Annotated in this window: 16 protein-coding genes and 1 tRNA gene; 13 read left to right on the top strand and 4 right to left on the bottom strand. The window is 58.6% G+C overall.

What is annotated here, in order from left to right; all coding sequences use genetic code 11:
* The first annotated feature begins 21 nt into the window (after positions 1-21).
* The 3 genes from CAF90_RS17600 to CAF90_RS17590 all read left to right on the top strand — a co-directional run bounded on the left by CAF90_RS17600 (position 22) and on the right by CAF90_RS17590 (position 1,499).
* Positions 22-98: transfer RNA gene (locus tag CAF90_RS17600), tRNA-Val, on the top strand.
* A 142-nt stretch (positions 99-240) separates the two neighbouring features.
* Positions 241-702, top strand: a complete 462-nt coding sequence (locus CAF90_RS17595; protein ID WP_085607844.1) for a GNAT family N-acetyltransferase — start codon at positions 241-243, stop codon at positions 700-702.
* Between the two features lie 341 nt (positions 703-1,043).
* Positions 1,044-1,499 carry a DUF2214 family protein gene (locus tag CAF90_RS17590; RefSeq protein ID WP_085607842.1) on the top strand — a complete coding sequence of 152 codons (456 nt, stop codon included), beginning with the start codon at positions 1,044-1,046 and terminating at the stop codon, positions 1,497-1,499.
* Positions 1,500-1,706: 207 nt separating this feature from the next.
* On the opposite strand, the gene csrA is transcribed toward CAF90_RS17590, so the two are convergent.
* Positions 1,707-1,901 carry a carbon storage regulator CsrA gene (gene csrA, locus CAF90_RS17585; protein ID WP_003179932.1) on the bottom strand — a complete coding sequence of 65 codons (195 nt, stop codon included), beginning with the start codon at positions 1,899-1,901 and terminating at the stop codon, positions 1,707-1,709.
* Positions 1,902-2,152: 251 nt separating this feature from the next.
* Between csrA and CAF90_RS17580 the strand changes: the two genes are divergently transcribed.
* On the top strand, positions 2,153-2,518 hold the full coding sequence (locus tag CAF90_RS17580; protein ID WP_007955999.1) for an SPOR domain-containing protein: 366 nt from the start codon (positions 2,153-2,155) through the stop codon (positions 2,516-2,518).
* 86 nt (positions 2,519-2,604) lie between these two features.
* On the top strand, positions 2,605-3,507 hold the full coding sequence (locus CAF90_RS17575; protein ID WP_085607840.1) for a siderophore-interacting protein: 903 nt from the start codon (positions 2,605-2,607) through the stop codon (positions 3,505-3,507).
* A gap of 54 nt (positions 3,508-3,561) precedes the next feature.
* On the opposite strand, the gene CAF90_RS17570 is transcribed toward CAF90_RS17575, so the two are convergent.
* The 3 genes from CAF90_RS17570 to CAF90_RS17560 all read right to left on the bottom strand — a co-directional run bounded on the left by CAF90_RS17570 (position 3,562) and on the right by CAF90_RS17560 (position 5,800).
* The gene (locus CAF90_RS17570) at positions 3,562-4,251 is read right to left on the bottom strand and encodes an endonuclease (RefSeq protein WP_007956001.1); all 690 of its coding nucleotides are present in this window, start codon (positions 4,249-4,251) and stop codon (positions 3,562-3,564) included.
* 4 nt (positions 4,252-4,255) lie between these two features.
* On the bottom strand, positions 4,256-4,525 hold the full coding sequence (locus tag CAF90_RS17565) for a DUF1654 domain-containing protein (RefSeq protein WP_371857356.1): 270 nt from the start codon (positions 4,523-4,525) through the stop codon (positions 4,256-4,258).
* A 186-nt stretch (positions 4,526-4,711) separates the two neighbouring features.
* Positions 4,712-5,800 (bottom strand): asparaginase, encoded by a 1,089-nt coding sequence (locus CAF90_RS17560; RefSeq protein WP_007956004.1) that lies wholly within the window; start codon positions 5,798-5,800, stop codon positions 4,712-4,714.
* 349 nt (positions 5,801-6,149) lie between these two features.
* On the opposite strand from CAF90_RS17560, the gene CAF90_RS17555 reads away from it, so the two are divergent.
* The 8 genes from CAF90_RS17555 to CAF90_RS17520 all read left to right on the top strand — a co-directional run bounded on the left by CAF90_RS17555 (position 6,150) and on the right by CAF90_RS17520 (position 13,774).
* A complete protein-coding gene (locus tag CAF90_RS17555; protein WP_085607839.1) occupies positions 6,150-6,599 on the top strand; it encodes a hypothetical protein in 450 nt (149 codons plus the stop codon).
* A 197-nt stretch (positions 6,600-6,796) separates the two neighbouring features.
* The gene (locus CAF90_RS17550) at positions 6,797-7,753 is read left to right on the top strand and encodes a sugar ABC transporter substrate-binding protein (protein WP_085607837.1); all 957 of its coding nucleotides are present in this window, start codon (positions 6,797-6,799) and stop codon (positions 7,751-7,753) included.
* Positions 7,754-7,808: 55 nt separating this feature from the next.
* Entirely contained in the window at positions 7,809-9,362 is a 1,554-nt protein-coding gene (locus tag CAF90_RS17545) for a sugar ABC transporter ATP-binding protein (protein WP_085607835.1), read from the top strand.
* Positions 9,359-10,336 carry an ABC transporter permease gene (locus CAF90_RS17540; protein WP_007956013.1) on the top strand — a complete coding sequence of 326 codons (978 nt, stop codon included), beginning with the start codon at positions 9,359-9,361 and terminating at the stop codon, positions 10,334-10,336. Before CAF90_RS17545 ends, CAF90_RS17540 begins: the two co-directional genes overlap by 4 nt.
* Positions 10,337-10,339: 3 nt before the next feature.
* Entirely contained in the window at positions 10,340-11,359 is a 1,020-nt protein-coding gene (locus CAF90_RS17535) for a LacI family DNA-binding transcriptional regulator (RefSeq protein ID WP_007956014.1), read from the top strand.
* A 23-nt stretch (positions 11,360-11,382) separates the two neighbouring features.
* The gene (gene rbsK, locus CAF90_RS17530) at positions 11,383-12,300 is read left to right on the top strand and encodes a ribokinase (RefSeq protein WP_085607833.1); all 918 of its coding nucleotides are present in this window, start codon (positions 11,383-11,385) and stop codon (positions 12,298-12,300) included.
* Positions 12,297-12,701 (top strand): D-ribose pyranase, encoded by a 405-nt coding sequence (gene rbsD / locus CAF90_RS17525; protein ID WP_007956017.1) that lies wholly within the window; start codon positions 12,297-12,299, stop codon positions 12,699-12,701. Before rbsK ends, rbsD begins: the two co-directional genes overlap by 4 nt.
* Before the next feature lie 44 nt (positions 12,702-12,745).
* Positions 12,746-13,774, top strand: a complete 1,029-nt coding sequence (locus tag CAF90_RS17520) for a nucleoside hydrolase (RefSeq protein ID WP_085607831.1) — start codon at positions 12,746-12,748, stop codon at positions 13,772-13,774.
* The last annotated feature ends 2 nt before the right edge of the window (positions 13,775-13,776 follow it).

Here is a 13,776-nt window from a genome sequence, read left to right as displayed (position 1 = left end):
CGTAGAATGCCGCCTCACAGCAGGCACGTAGCTCAGTTGGTTAGAGCACCACCTTGACATGGTGGGGGTCGTTGGTTCGAGTCCAATCGCGCCTACCAAACAAAATCCGCTCTGCTGGGCGGTCTGGAAGGGCTCACCGAAAGGTGAGCCCTTTTTTGTTGTCTGCGATTTCAGAACCTTTGCAAAATTTCGGTTTGGTCGACCGCAGCTACACTTCGGTACATTTGCAGGGGTGTATTCATGAGGCGCCAATTCAGGCGCGCCGGTCCAGGCGATATCGAAAGCCTGTTGAAGATTGATCCTGTCGCTGAAAAAGATAGCTGCCGTCGCGAGTACATCACGAGGGCCGTTAGGGCAGAGGCGTGCTGGGTTGTCTGCGAGGCGGACGATCCTGGCGCTCCCCTCGGCTACGGATGTCTGGATCGAAGCTTTTTTGGAGAGTGGTTCATACCTCTCGTGGTCGTTTCCAGTGCGAACAGGCGTTCCGGCGTGGGACGGCAGATCGTGAGCGGTCTGGAGCAGCATGCCGGTGCAGAAAAGATCTTCACGTCGACCAATACGTCCAACTCGCCGATGCGACAGATGCTGACCAATCTTGGATATCAGCACAGCGGCATGGTGGAGAATCTTGATCCGGGGGATCCTGAGCTCATTTTTGTAAAATTCTTGAGCCAGGCGCGTATTGATCGTGATGGATTTTGATCCATTCGTCGCCGACCGTCGCGAGCGACCTTTTAAATAGTGTGGATATTTAAGGGGTTACGGATTTTATTAACCATCCGGTTATCAAAAATACGTTGTTACATACTGGAAAAATCAGTAATATCCGCCCCGCGTTCACCACCACGGTTTATGCATTTTTAAATCCCAAGCTTCCATCAGCTGCTTGGGATTTTTTTTGCCCGCGATTTGCCTTTCCCGCACCTCTGCCCACTCTCTCGTCTCGCCCGCTTCTGTTTTACGGGAAGGGTGGCAGGCAACCCCACATTTTTTCGACTACTACTGTTTGGCTGATTTCAACTCTGCCGGACAGGAGTTCATCGATGCTGGTTCATTGGTTTCTTGCAGCGATTCATTTACTGGCGTTTGCCATAGGCTTCTGGGCGGTGTTGACGCGCGGAACGGCCTTCAGCCGCCTGGCGTCCGGCTCCGGTGAGGTCGGGCGCGTATTGCTTGCCGACAATCTTTGGGGGCTTTCGGCGCTGGTCTTGCTCATCACCGGCGGCATGCGCGCCTTCGGAGGCTATGAGAAGGGAACCGACTATTACCTGCATCAGCCACTGTTTCATCTGAAGATGACGCTGTTTGTGTTGATTCTGCTTCTGGAGCTCGTGCCGATGATCACCCTGATCAAGTGGCGCATGGCCAAGGCGCGTGGCGCTGCTCCTGATACAGGACGTGCGAAGGTATTCGCGCGGATCAGTCATGCCGAAGCGCTGCTGTTGATATTGATGGTCGTGGCGGCCACCGGGATGGCGCGTGGCGTTACATTCGGCTAGGCGGGCGAGATTCCCGGCCGCTATTCGGAAACGTCCGACAGCCAGCCCGTTGAATGACGGTTAGTATCGGTTGCGAGAAGGGTTGAGGCAGGAAGGGGCGTGGCACGCGCCGTCACCAGGGAGGTGGGGGAATGGCAATACGGCGCTTGAATCTTTAGCCAGTCATTGCGCGCAGGCAAACGAACTGGCTACTGACTGCGATAGGGCTCAGGGCGTTTGTGGCTTGTCCGGTGCGGTCAGGCCAGCCTGGATGCGCTGGTAGATTTCTTCACGATGCACTGCAACGTTCTTCGGAGCATTGATGCCGATTCGAACTTGCTGGCCGCTGACGCCGAGAATGGTGATCGTGATGTCATCACCAATGTTTATGCTTTCACCGACTTTGCGGGTGAGTATCAGCATGGTCTTCTCCTTGATTGCTTTGTAGGGCACCTGATTCAGACAGTGCAGAGGTCGGTGGTACGTATAGATTAGTGCGAAGTCTTACAGTTTGGGTGCCTCTTTCTGACGCGCAGCAGCGGCATTAATTCCCAGCGCGTAACTATACAGGGGCCGTCGGCATCAATCTCGTAGTTTTATGCCGCAATTTGCGGGGCTCGGAAAGTATTCTCGAATGTTAAGATCGCCGCTTTGAGAATTCAGAGGGAAGCGTTGTGCGCAAATTGGTCTGGGTAGTCGCGGCACTGGCATTGGCAGGATGTGGCGAAGGCAAGAGCGTGGATGCGCAAAAGCCGAAACCGGCGGTGGTAACGGCGCCTGCTGCGGTGGGCCCGCAGTGGGATCTGGAAGTGCGCGGTGAAACCCCTCAGGCCGTCAGCGACCTCAGCGGCTGGCTGATCGAGCATGGTTTTGTGGCCAGTGTCATCAAGGACGCCAGCGGCAAGACCCGGATCCTGCTCGGCCCTTTCAATTCGAAGGCTGACGCCGAGGCGCGTCAGGCGGATGTGAATGCGGCGCTGGTCAAGGCGAAGAAGCAGAACATCGAAACGCTGGTGATCGAGCGCACGGCGACACAATAAGGATCCATTCGGCGGAGCTGACTAAAGGGTGTCCCGCGTGATTCGTTTTTCAAGGAGTCACTGAAGATAGCCAGAAGGAGCTCCGCATGGCCTCCGCCAATCCTTACAAATTGTTCGACGTCGTTTTGCGTCACAAGCAGCAGTTGAGCCCGCATCTCATGCGGATCACGCTCTCAAGCCCCACGGTCACCGAGATGGCGACCTGGGCGCCGGATCAGCGAGTGAAGCTGTTTTTTCCTGCCGCAGACGGCTCACCCGCCAAGCTTTCTCAGGGCGAGGGGTGGTACGCCCGTTTCCGCTCGATGCTGATCGATCGTCGCCCGGCGATGCGCACCTACACCATCCGTCATTTGCGCGCAGAGTCAGGTGAAGTCGATATCGATTTTGTCCTGCATGGCGAAACCGGCCCCGCCTCCCGTTGGGCGTTGCGAGCGCAACCTGGCGAGTCGATGCAGATTCTGGCGCCCGACAGCCGATTCTCTGCACAAGAGGCGGGGGGATTTGAATGGAAACCTCCGCAAACGCTCAAGCAACTTCTTCTGGTCGCCGATGCCACAGCGTTGCCGGCCGCCATGGGAATTCTGGAAGAACTGGCGGCACTGGCTGAACCGCCGCAGGCTCAGGCGTTTTTTGAGGTCGACAGTCGTGAAGACATATTGGCGGTTCCTGACTGGCCCGGGCTTTCGGTGCAATGGCTGATCCGCGATCACGCAGCTGCCGGCACGTTGATGGTGGAAGCCGTGCGGCAGGCGACGTTGCCTGTCGATGCATCGCCGGCGGGGCAGGCGGTCGAGCTGGCGGATGTCGACATTGAAGAAGAGATTCTGTGGGAGATCGCCGAAACGGCCAGCGAGGGATTCTATGGCTGGATCGCTGGAGAATCCACCGCTGTCATGAGTCTGCGCAAGTACTTGATCAAGGAGCGTGGCATCCCGCGCGAGTCGCTCAATCTGATGGGCTACTGGCGTTACAACAAGTCCGGCGGCTGAGCACAAAAAAGGCCTTGAGTTTGTCGCTCAAGGCCTTTTCTTTTGATCAGGATATCAACCGCAGGCTTTCAGGTTCACCGGGCCGACAAATTCGTTGCCGCGTCCCATCACGCACGCCACGCTCTGGTTACGCTGACGTTCCCAGTCTTGCACCGGATAAGTCTTGTCCCAGGCTTCGTACAGTTGCCGATCCTGCTTCGACAAGCGCAAGCCGTATTGTTTGCTCATGTAAAAGTAGGTGCGGGCGATCATGCCGCGGATCGAAGGGCGGGGCATGACCTTCTTCGCCTTGAAGTCGACTTGAGTCAGGCAGGAGCCGTACTGACCCTTTTCGACCGGCAGCCAGCCGTAGCTGAAATTGCTGCGGTCGCCATTCACCTCGCCGATGCTCGGCACCAGGTTGTGAAGGTCGGCTTCGGCTTTCTGATAACTCGGGTCGTAGCGGGTGCAATTCTTGCGACCGCCTTCCTGCCAGCATTGACGCTGATGGCCGAACTGCCACGCGGGAACGATGTGCTCCCATTCGATGCGGGACGCCCGCTTGGCGTTCTTGCGTGGGACATAGCCGCACGCGGCTAGATCGACCTTGTTGCCGGTGTATTTGCACCCGCAATAGAACTCGGTGGATTGTGGTGCGTACAGCTTCCAGGCGACCTTCTTGGCCTCGGTGAATGTACGCGGTGCGCCGGCGTGCGCACCCAGGGAAATGAAAAGCAACAGTACAGCAGCAAAACGCAGAATCATTGAATCAATCTTCCTTCGGCACAACCCAGAAAATCTGTACGCCGCCATCGTCGCGGTAGGCGAGGGTGACGTTGTCGTTCTCGTCGATCTCTTCCAGCAAGCGCTCCCAGTCATCCACCGGCTCGTCCGGAAGGCGGAAGATCAGTGCGGCTTTGGCTTTTTGTGCGGTGGGGGAGTTGATGATTTTTTGAACGCGCATGCCCATGCGTTCGTAAGCGTCAGGAGCATCAGGGGAAGTGGCCACGAGGTTATCCTTATTAAGCTGTACGTGCATACAGTATTTAACTGTAGGCATTTTCGCAACTGCTTAAAATTCAAGAAAATCCTCTGACAGCGGTTTTCCGGTTTTGATGTCACTCAGGTGAAATTTTTCTTTGGAGGAGGCGCAAGCTTCACCCTTCGTCAAGTTGACGAAGGGTGAAGTCAGTGCCCGATCAGGAAAAGATCAGGCGAGGTCAAATCAGTATTCCCAGAACATCCGTTGCAGCTCTTTGCTGTCGTTAGTCTTGGTCAACGCGACCATGGCCAGGATGCGGGCTTTCTGTGGGTTCAAGTCGTGAGCAACCACCCAGTCGTATTTGTCGTCAGGCTGTTCGGCGTTGCGCAGGACAAAACCACCGGCATTGACGTGAGACGAGCGAATGATCTGCACGCCGTCCTTGCGCAGCGCTTGCAGGGTCGGAACCACGCGGGAGGAAACAGAACCGTTGCCGGTACCGGCATGGATGATCGCCTTGGCGCCGGACTGGGCGAGGGCCTTGTAGGCCGTGTCGCTGACATTGCCGTAGGAATAGGCGATTTCTACATCAGGAAGGCTCTTGATGTTTTTGATGTCGAACTCCGAATCCATGGTGTGGCGCTTGGCTGGCAGGCGGAACCAGTAGGATTTGCCTTCTACCACCATGCCGAGCGGGCCCCAGGCGCTTTTGAAGGCTTCGGTCTTGATGTTGATCATCTTGCTGACATCGCGACCCGACTGGATTTCATCGTTCAGGGTGACCAGTACGCCTTTGCCGCGAGCTTCTTTGCTGCTGGCGACGGCCACGGCGTTGTACAGGTTCAGCATGCCGTCCGCCGACATGGCGGTGCCCGGGCGCATGGAGCCGACGACGATGATCGGCTTGTCGGTTTTTTCCACCAGGTTCAGGAAGTACGCGGTCTCTTCCAGGGTGTCGGTGCCGTGGGTAATGACGATGCCATCGACGTCTTTGCTGTCGGCCAGTTCGGAAACACGACGACCCAGTTGCAGGAGGTTTTCGTTGGTGATGCTTTCCGAGGCGATTTGCATGACCTGTTCGCCACGCACATTGGCCAGCGTGCTCAGCTCGGGAATGCCGGCGATCAATTGCTCGATGCCCACTTTCGCGGCCTGATAGGTCGCGCTGTTGGCAGCGCTGGCGCCCGCGCCAGCAATGGTGCCGCCGGTGGCCAAGACCACCACGTTGGCCAGTTTGGCCTGGGTTTCAGCTTCTTTTGCCTGGAGGGCGGTTGGCAGGAGCAGGAGGAGGGCCAAAGCGCCCGGAACGAAACTCTTCAAAGCAGATGTCATTATTTTTCTCTCTAGTAGTGAGACGGTGCTGATGCAGGTTCATCTAGATGCGCCCCGGGCCGATCTGAATGCCAGGGGTGCAGGGAGGGAGCAGGATCTGTACCAGTCGTACTGTGCTTGAGAGAAATGTTTAACCTTATGATTTAAATCAAGATTTATTCGAAGAGTGGCTGTGAGCTTCCCTCGCTCATCCGGGTTTCCGAACACGGGATGTTTTCTCGTTCGGCTCACCGAAAAGGACTACGCACCTCGTCCGTAAACTGAACTGGCCGCTTTCCAGATCTCTGCTAAAGAAAACGGCGCGCTGGCCGATGCGCCTTGATAGGGATCCAATTTTTCAGGAGTTCAAATGTCATTGACTATCGGTTTGCCAAATCCCGGCGCGGTCACTATCGGCGGAAAAACGGCCGCGACGATCAATGCCCTGAGCGAGGCGAACGAGCAAGCATCGGCCGAGGCGCTGGGTAAAGACGCGGGCGAAACCAAGGAAGTCAGAACCGGTGGCGGCCCCGTGCAGGAAGAGGCGCCGGCCGAGAGCAGTGGCAATCAAAGCATCACGATAAAAATACTGCTCAAGCGCATGAAGGAATTGCAGCAGCAATTGCAGGAGCAGCAGCAGCAATTGGCTGCCGCGCAGGCAGCGAGTTATCCGACCGAAGAAGCCAAGACGACTGTTGTGATGTCGATTCAGGGGCAGATCGCAGACACCAACGCAGCCCTCATGGAAGTGGCCGGCAACCTGGTTCGTGAGATGGCCAAGGGTTCTGGCAGCGGCGGTGTGATCAACACGACCGCGTAGGAAAAGGGGCGATGACGGTTATTCGCCCTACAAAAAAAGCAGATCTTCAGTCGTTGACAAATGTCGGCAGGATTCGCATAGTTCGGTCTACGCAAACGTTTGCGCGGCCTTCGCGATAGATTGAATTGTCGTGGGGTGCAGCGAGCTTACGCCAGTGCAAGCGTTGCTCACAATAATCATAAGATCGGAGTGAACCCATGAAGCTGCCATTCGCTGGACGTCTTCTTGCTGTCGCCATGCTGGCTGCCGCATCCGCCGCACTGCCTGTCTCTTCGGCTTTCGCCGAATCCCCTGAAAAACCAAAAGTCGCCCTGGTCATGAAATCCCTGGCCAACGAGTTCTTCCTGACCATGGAAGATGGCGCCAAGGCCTACCAGAAAGAACATTCCGCCGATTTCGACCTGATCTCCAACGGCATCAAGGACGAAACCGACACGGCGGGGCAGACGCGCATCGTCGAGCAGATGATTCTGGCGAAGGTCAACGCACTGGTCATCGCACCGTCTGATTCCAAGGCGATGGTGCCAGTGATCAAGAAGGCGGTCGATGCCGGTATCACCGTGATCAACATCGATAACCAACTCGATCCGGCTGTGATCAAAAGCAAGAACATCAGCGTTCCGTTCGTAGGCCCGGACAACCGCAAAGGCGCGCGTCTGGTGGGTGAGTACCTGGCCAAGCAACTGAAGGCCGGTGACGAAGTCGGCATCATTGAAGGTGTCTCCACGACGACCAACGCCCAGCAGCGTACCGCTGGCTTCAAGGATGCGATGGAGGCTGCACAGATCAAGGTTGTCTCCCTGCAGTCCGGTGACTGGGAAATCGACAAGGGCAACAAGGTGGCCGCTTCGATTCTCAGCGAATACCCGGACGTCAAGGCGCTGCTGGCCGGTAACGACAGCATGGCCGTGGGCGCCGTTTCCGCCGTGCGCGCTGCCGGCAAGGCCGGTCAGGTGAAGGTTGTCGGTTACGACAACATAAATGCCATCAAACCCATGCTGAAGGACGGCCGTGTTCTGGCGACTGCTGACCAGTTCGCCGCGAAGCAAGCGGTGTTTGGCATCGAGACCGCGCTGAAAATCATCAAGGGCGAGAAAGTCGACAGTGGTGCGAACGGTGTGATCGAAACGCCGGTCGAGCTGGTCACCAAGTAAGTCCACTGGCGACACAATGGCGCTCGTCCGTCCGGGCGAGCGCATGGAGATTTTTATGTCAGTTTCCGCTCCGAACGCTGTCCTCTCGGTCAGCGGTATCGGCAAGACCTATGCGCAACCGGTTCTGACCGGCATCGACCTGACGTTGATGCGCGGTGAAGTGCTGGCGCTGACCGGTGAGAACGGTGCCGGCAAAAGCACCCTGTCGAAGATCATCGGCGGGCTGGTCACACCCACCACCGGCCAGATGCAATTCCAGGGCAAGGAGTATCGCCCCGGCAGTCGCACGCAGGCTGAAGAGCTGGGTGTGCGCATGGTCATGCAAGAGCTCAATCTGCTGCCGACGCTGTCGGTGGCCGAGAACCTGTTCCTCGACAATCTGCCGAGCAACGGTGGCTGGATCAGCCGCAAGCAGCTGCGCAAGGCCGCGATCGAAGCCATGGCTCAAGTCGGCCTCGATGCCATCGATCCGGACACACTGGTCGGCGAGCTGGGTATCGGTCACCAGCAAATGGTCGAAATCGCCCGTAACCTGATCGGCGATTGCCACGTGCTGATCCTCGACGAACCGACCGCGATGCTGACCGCCCGTGAGGTCGAGATGCTCTTTGAGCAGATCACCCGGCTGCAGGCGCGTGGCGTCTCGATCATCTACATCTCCCATCGCCTCGAAGAACTGGCCCGGGTCGCTCAGCGCATTGCCGTGCTGCGTGACGGCAACCTAGTGTGCGTCGAGCCGATGGCCAATTACAACAGCGAGCAACTGGTCACCCTGATGGTCGGTCGCGAGCTGGGCGAGCATATCGATCTCGGGGCTCGTAATATCGGCGCGCCGGCCCTGACGGTCAAAGGCCTGACCCGCTCCGACAAGGTGCGCGACGTGTCCTTTGAGGTTCGCGCCGGTGAGATTTTTGGCATCTCGGGTCTGATCGGGGCAGGGCGCACCGAACTTTTGCGGCTGATCTTCGGCGCCGATGTCGCGGACAGCGGCACGGTGGCACTCGGTTCGCCGGCAAAAACGGTGAGCATCCGTTCGCCAGTCGACGCCGTGCGCAACGGCATCGCCTTGATCACCGAGGATCGCAAGGGCGAAGGCCTGCTGCTGAGCCAGTCGATCAGTGCCAACATTGCGTTGGGCAACATGCCGGAAATTTCCAGCGGCGGGTTCGTCAACAACGGCGATGAAACAAAGCTCGCGCAGCGCCAGATCGATGCCATGCGCATCCGCAGTTCCAGCCCGACGCAGTTGGTGTCCGAGCTGTCCGGCGGTAACCAGCAAAAGGTCGTGATCGGTCGCTGGCTCGAGCGCGACTGTTCGGTGCTGCTGTTCGACGAGCCGACTCGCGGTATCGATGTCGGCGCCAAGTTCGATATTTATGCCTTGCTTGGCGAACTGACCCGTCAGGGCAAGGCGCTGGTCGTGGTGTCCAGCGATTTGCGCGAGCTGATGCTGATCTGCGACCGCATCGGTGTGTTGTCGGCAGGGCGCCTGATCGACACGTTCGAGCGCGACAGCTGGACCCAGGATGACTTGCTTGCCGCCGCGTTCGCCGGCTACCAGAAACGTGATGCGTTGCTCAACGAAGCAGCGCCTAGGGACCTCCCATGAAAACTGCATCTTCCGCAGGCAAATCCAGCGGCAATTTCTACGGCCTCGGCACTTACCTGGGCCTGGCCGGCGCGTTGCTGGCAATGATTGCGCTGTTCTCGGTCATGAGCAGCCATTTCCTGTCGTATAACACCTTCAGCACCCTGGCCAACCAGATTCCCGACCTGATGGTTCTGGCGGTGGGCATGACGTTTGTCCTGATCATCGGCGGGATCGACCTGTCGGTAGGCTCGGTACTGGCGCTCGCAGCATCCACTGTCAGCGTTGCAATCCTCGGCTGGGGCTGGAGCGTATTGCCGGCTGCTTTGTTGGGTATGGCCGTTGCCGCGTTGGCCGGCACGGTTACCGGCTCGATTACCGTGGCGTGGCGAATTCCGTCGTTCATCGTGTCTCTGGGTGTGCTGGAGATGGCCCGTGGTCTGGCCTATCAGATGACCGGTTCGCGTACCGCCTACATCGGTGATTCCTTCGCCTGGCTGTCGAACCCGATCGCCTTCGGTATTTCGCCGTCGTTCATCATTGCCTTGCTGGTCATCTTCATTGCCCAGGCCGTTTTGACCCGTACCGTGTTCGGTCGCTACCTGATCGGCATTGGCACCAACGAAGAAGCGGTGCGTCTGGCGGGGATCAATCCAAAGCCCTACAAGATCCTGGTGTTCAGCCTCATGGGTCTGCTTGCCGGCATCGCAGCGCTGTTCCAGATTTCCCGACTGGAAGCGGCCGACCCGAATGCTGGTTCCGGCCTTGAGCTGCAAGTCATCGCTGCCGTGGTGATCGGCGGCACCAGCCTGATGGGGGGGCGTGGTTCGGTGATCAGCACCTTTTTCGGTGTGTTGATCATCTCCGTGCTGGCGGCGGGTCTGGCGCAGATTGGCGCGACCGAGCCGACCAAGCGCATCATCACCGGTGCGGTGATCGTGATCGCCGTGGTGCTCGACACCTATCGCAGTCAACGCGCAAGCCGACGGGGCTGATAAATGGCAACGATCAAGGATGTGGCGGCACTTGCAGGAATTTCCTACACGACCGTGTCCCATGTAGTAAACAAGACCCGACCGGTGAGTGAAGAGGTGCGGCTCAAGGTCGAGGCGGCAATCAAGAGCCTCGACTATGTGCCGAGCGCGGTGGCCCGTTCGCTGAAAGCGAAAACCACCGCCACCATTGGCTTGCTGGTGCCCAACAGCCTCAACCCGTACTTCGCCGAACTGGCGCGCGGGATCGAGGATTACTGCGAGCGTAACGGCTACTGCGTGATTCTCTGCAACTCCGACGACAACCCGGACAAGCAGCGCAGCTACCTGCGGGTCCTGCTGGAAAAGCGCATCGACGGCTTGATCGTTGCCTCGGCGGGTGGCGACAGCGGTCTGGCGCAAGGACTGGCGGGCGTAAAGACGCCGATGGTGATCGTCGACCGTGGACTCGAAGGCGTGGACGCCGACCTGGTGCGCATCGATCACGAATATGGCGCGTACCTCGCGACGCGGCATCTGCTTGAGCTTGGTCATCGCGACATCGCCACGATCGGTGGTCCGGCCAGCACCAGTGTTGCGCAAATGCGTCAGGCCGGTTTTGCTCGAGCGCTGAAAGAGGCGGGTGTTGAAGTGTCCCCGTCGCGCATGCTGGAAAGCGACTTCACCAGCACTGGTGGTTACAACGCTGCTTCCATCCTGCTTGAACGTAACCCTCCGAGCGCGATCTTCGCCGGTAACGACATGATTGGCATAGGTGTGTTGCGGGCCGCTGCGGAACGCAACGTGCGCGTGCCCGCCGAACTGTCGGTGATCGGCTTCGACGATATCCAGATGAGTCGTTACGTGTATCCAGCGCTGACGACTGTGGGCCAGTCGATCCTTCAGTTGGGTGAGATGGCGGCGGAAGTCTTGTTGCGAAGAATTGCTACGCCGGGTCTGGCGACGGATCAGCGGATCGTGACCCCGAGTATTGTCCTGCGCGAATCGACTGCACCGCTGTCCGGCGTGTTCACCGAATACCGCTGAAACGAATTGAAGAGTAGTGATGTATGTCCGCAAATGTAGTGGTAATAGGCAGCCTGAACATGGATCTGGTCACCCGGGCGCCGCGCTTGCCCCGGGGTGGTGAGACGCTGATCGGCCATTCCTTCGCAACCGTGTCCGGTGGCAAGGGTGCCAATCAGGCGGTGGCTGCTGCGCGGCTGGGTGCGAAGGTGTCGATGGTCGGCTGTGTCGGCAACGATGACTATGGCGTGCAGTTGCGCGACGCGTTGCTGGCCGAGCAGATCGATTGTCGGGCGGTCAGCGTGGTGGAGGATTCCAGTGGCGTGGCGCTGATCGTGGTCGATGACAACAGTCAGAACGCGATTGTCATCGTGGCCGGTGCCAATGGTTCGATGACTCCGGCGGTCATCGACCGGTTCGACGCCGTGCTGCAAGCGGCCGACGTGATCATCTGCCAGCTGGAAATCCCCGATGCCACGGTAGGCCATGCGTTGAAACGCGGACGTGAACTGGGCAAGACGGTCATCCTCAACCCGGCGCCGGCCAGTCGCCCGCTGCCGGCGGACTGGTTTGCCTCCATCGATTACCTGATTCCCAACGAGAGCGAGGCCGCCGCCCTAAGCGGTTTGCCGGTGGATTCGCTGGAGAGCGCTGAAAAAGCCGCTGCGCACCTGATTTCACTGGGCGCCGGCAAGGTCATCATCACGCTGGGGGCTCAAGGCTCATTGTTCGCCAACGGCACGGGTTACCAGCATTTTCCTGCACCCAAAGTGAAGGCTGTCGATACCACTGCCGCCGGGGATACCTTTGTCGGCGGATTTGCGGCGGCACTGGCGGCCGGCAAAACCGAGGCCGAGGCCATTCGTTTCGGGCAGGTCGCTGCGGCCCTGTCGGTTACCCGGGCAGGTGCCCAGCCGTCCATTCCCACTACCTCCGACGTACAGGCATTCAAACCCGCATGAAAAAGACTCCTTTGCTCAATGTCGCCCTGTCGCGGCTGATTGCTTCCCTCGGCCACGGCGACATGGTCGTGATCGGCGATGCCGGCCTGCCGGTACCGCCGGGTGTCGAGTTGATCGACCTGGCGTTGACGCACGGCGTTCCGGATTTCGTCAGCACCCTGAAAGTCGTGCTCAGCGAGATGCAGGTGGAAAGCCACGCACTGGCCAAGGAGATTTTCGACAAGCAACCGACCGCGCTTTCCACGCTGGACGAGCTGAATGACGAAGGCTCACTGGGGCGGCGTGACCTGCTCAGTCACGAGCAATTCAAAGTACTCAGTCGACAGGCACGAGCGATTGTTCGTACGGGCGAATGCCAGCCGTACTGCAACATCGTGCTGGTGTCTGGAGTTACGTTCTAAACAGGGTTCGCCCCTTTTGATTTCATCTGCACAAGGAATGCGCCATGCACCGCTATGCTCAAAAAATGCATCAATTGATTCGGAGTCTGCTGCTTTTGTCCGTAATAACCGCGACCGGCGCCCAGGCGGCGGAAAAAATCGACCTGATCATCGACACCGATCCGGGCGCCGACGACGTGGTCGCCCTGTTGTTTGCCCTGGCCTCACCGGAAGAACTGAACATTCGCGCGTTGACCACCGTGGCCGGCAATGTGCGTCTGGACAAGACTTCGCGCAATGCGCGGTTGGCCCGTGAGTGGGCAGGGCGGGAAGAGATTCCGGTGTACGCCGGCGCGCCGAAACCGCTGATGCGCACGCCGATCTACGCCGAAAACATCCATGGCAAGGAAGGCCTGTCGGGTGTCACCGTGCACGAGCCGAAAAAAGGCCTGGCCAAAGGCAATGCGGTCAACTACCTGATCGACACCCTGAAAAAAGCCAAGCCGCACAGCATCACCATCGCGATGCTCGGCCCGCAGACCAATCTGGCTCTGGCGCTGATCCAGGAGCCGGAGATCGTTCAGGGGATCAAGGAAGTGGTGATCATGGGTGGCGCCCACTTCAATGGCGGCAACATCACGCCAGTGGCCGAATTCAACCTGTACGCCGATCCGCAAGCAGCGGAAGTGGTGCTCAAAAGTGGCGTGAAACTGACTTACCTGCCGCTGGACGTGACCCACAAGATCCTGACCAGCGATGCGCGCCTGAAGCAGATTGCGGCGCTGAACAACAATGCGAGCAAGATTGTCGGCGACATCCTCAACGAGTACATCAAAGGCGATATGGAGCACTACGGCATTCCGGGTGGCCCGGTGCATGACGCCACCGTCGTGGCTTATCTGCTCAAGCCTGAGCTGTTCACTGGCCGGTCGGTAAATGTGGTGGTCGACAGCCGCGAAGGCCCGACCTTCGGCCAGACCATTGTCGACTGGTATGACGGCCTCAAGGCGCCGAAGAACGCCTTCTGGGTGGAGAACGGCGATGCCCAGGGCTTCTTCGATCTGCTGACCGAACGTCTCAAACGTCTGAAGTAAGC

This window comes from Pseudomonas sp. B37(2017), assembly GCF_002112885.1.
Classification (GTDB): Bacteria; Pseudomonadota; Gammaproteobacteria; order Pseudomonadales; family Pseudomonadaceae; genus Aquipseudomonas; species Aquipseudomonas paraglycinae.
Note: the sequence above shows the minus strand (reverse complement) of the source record. Positions and strands in the feature narration are given on the sequence as shown.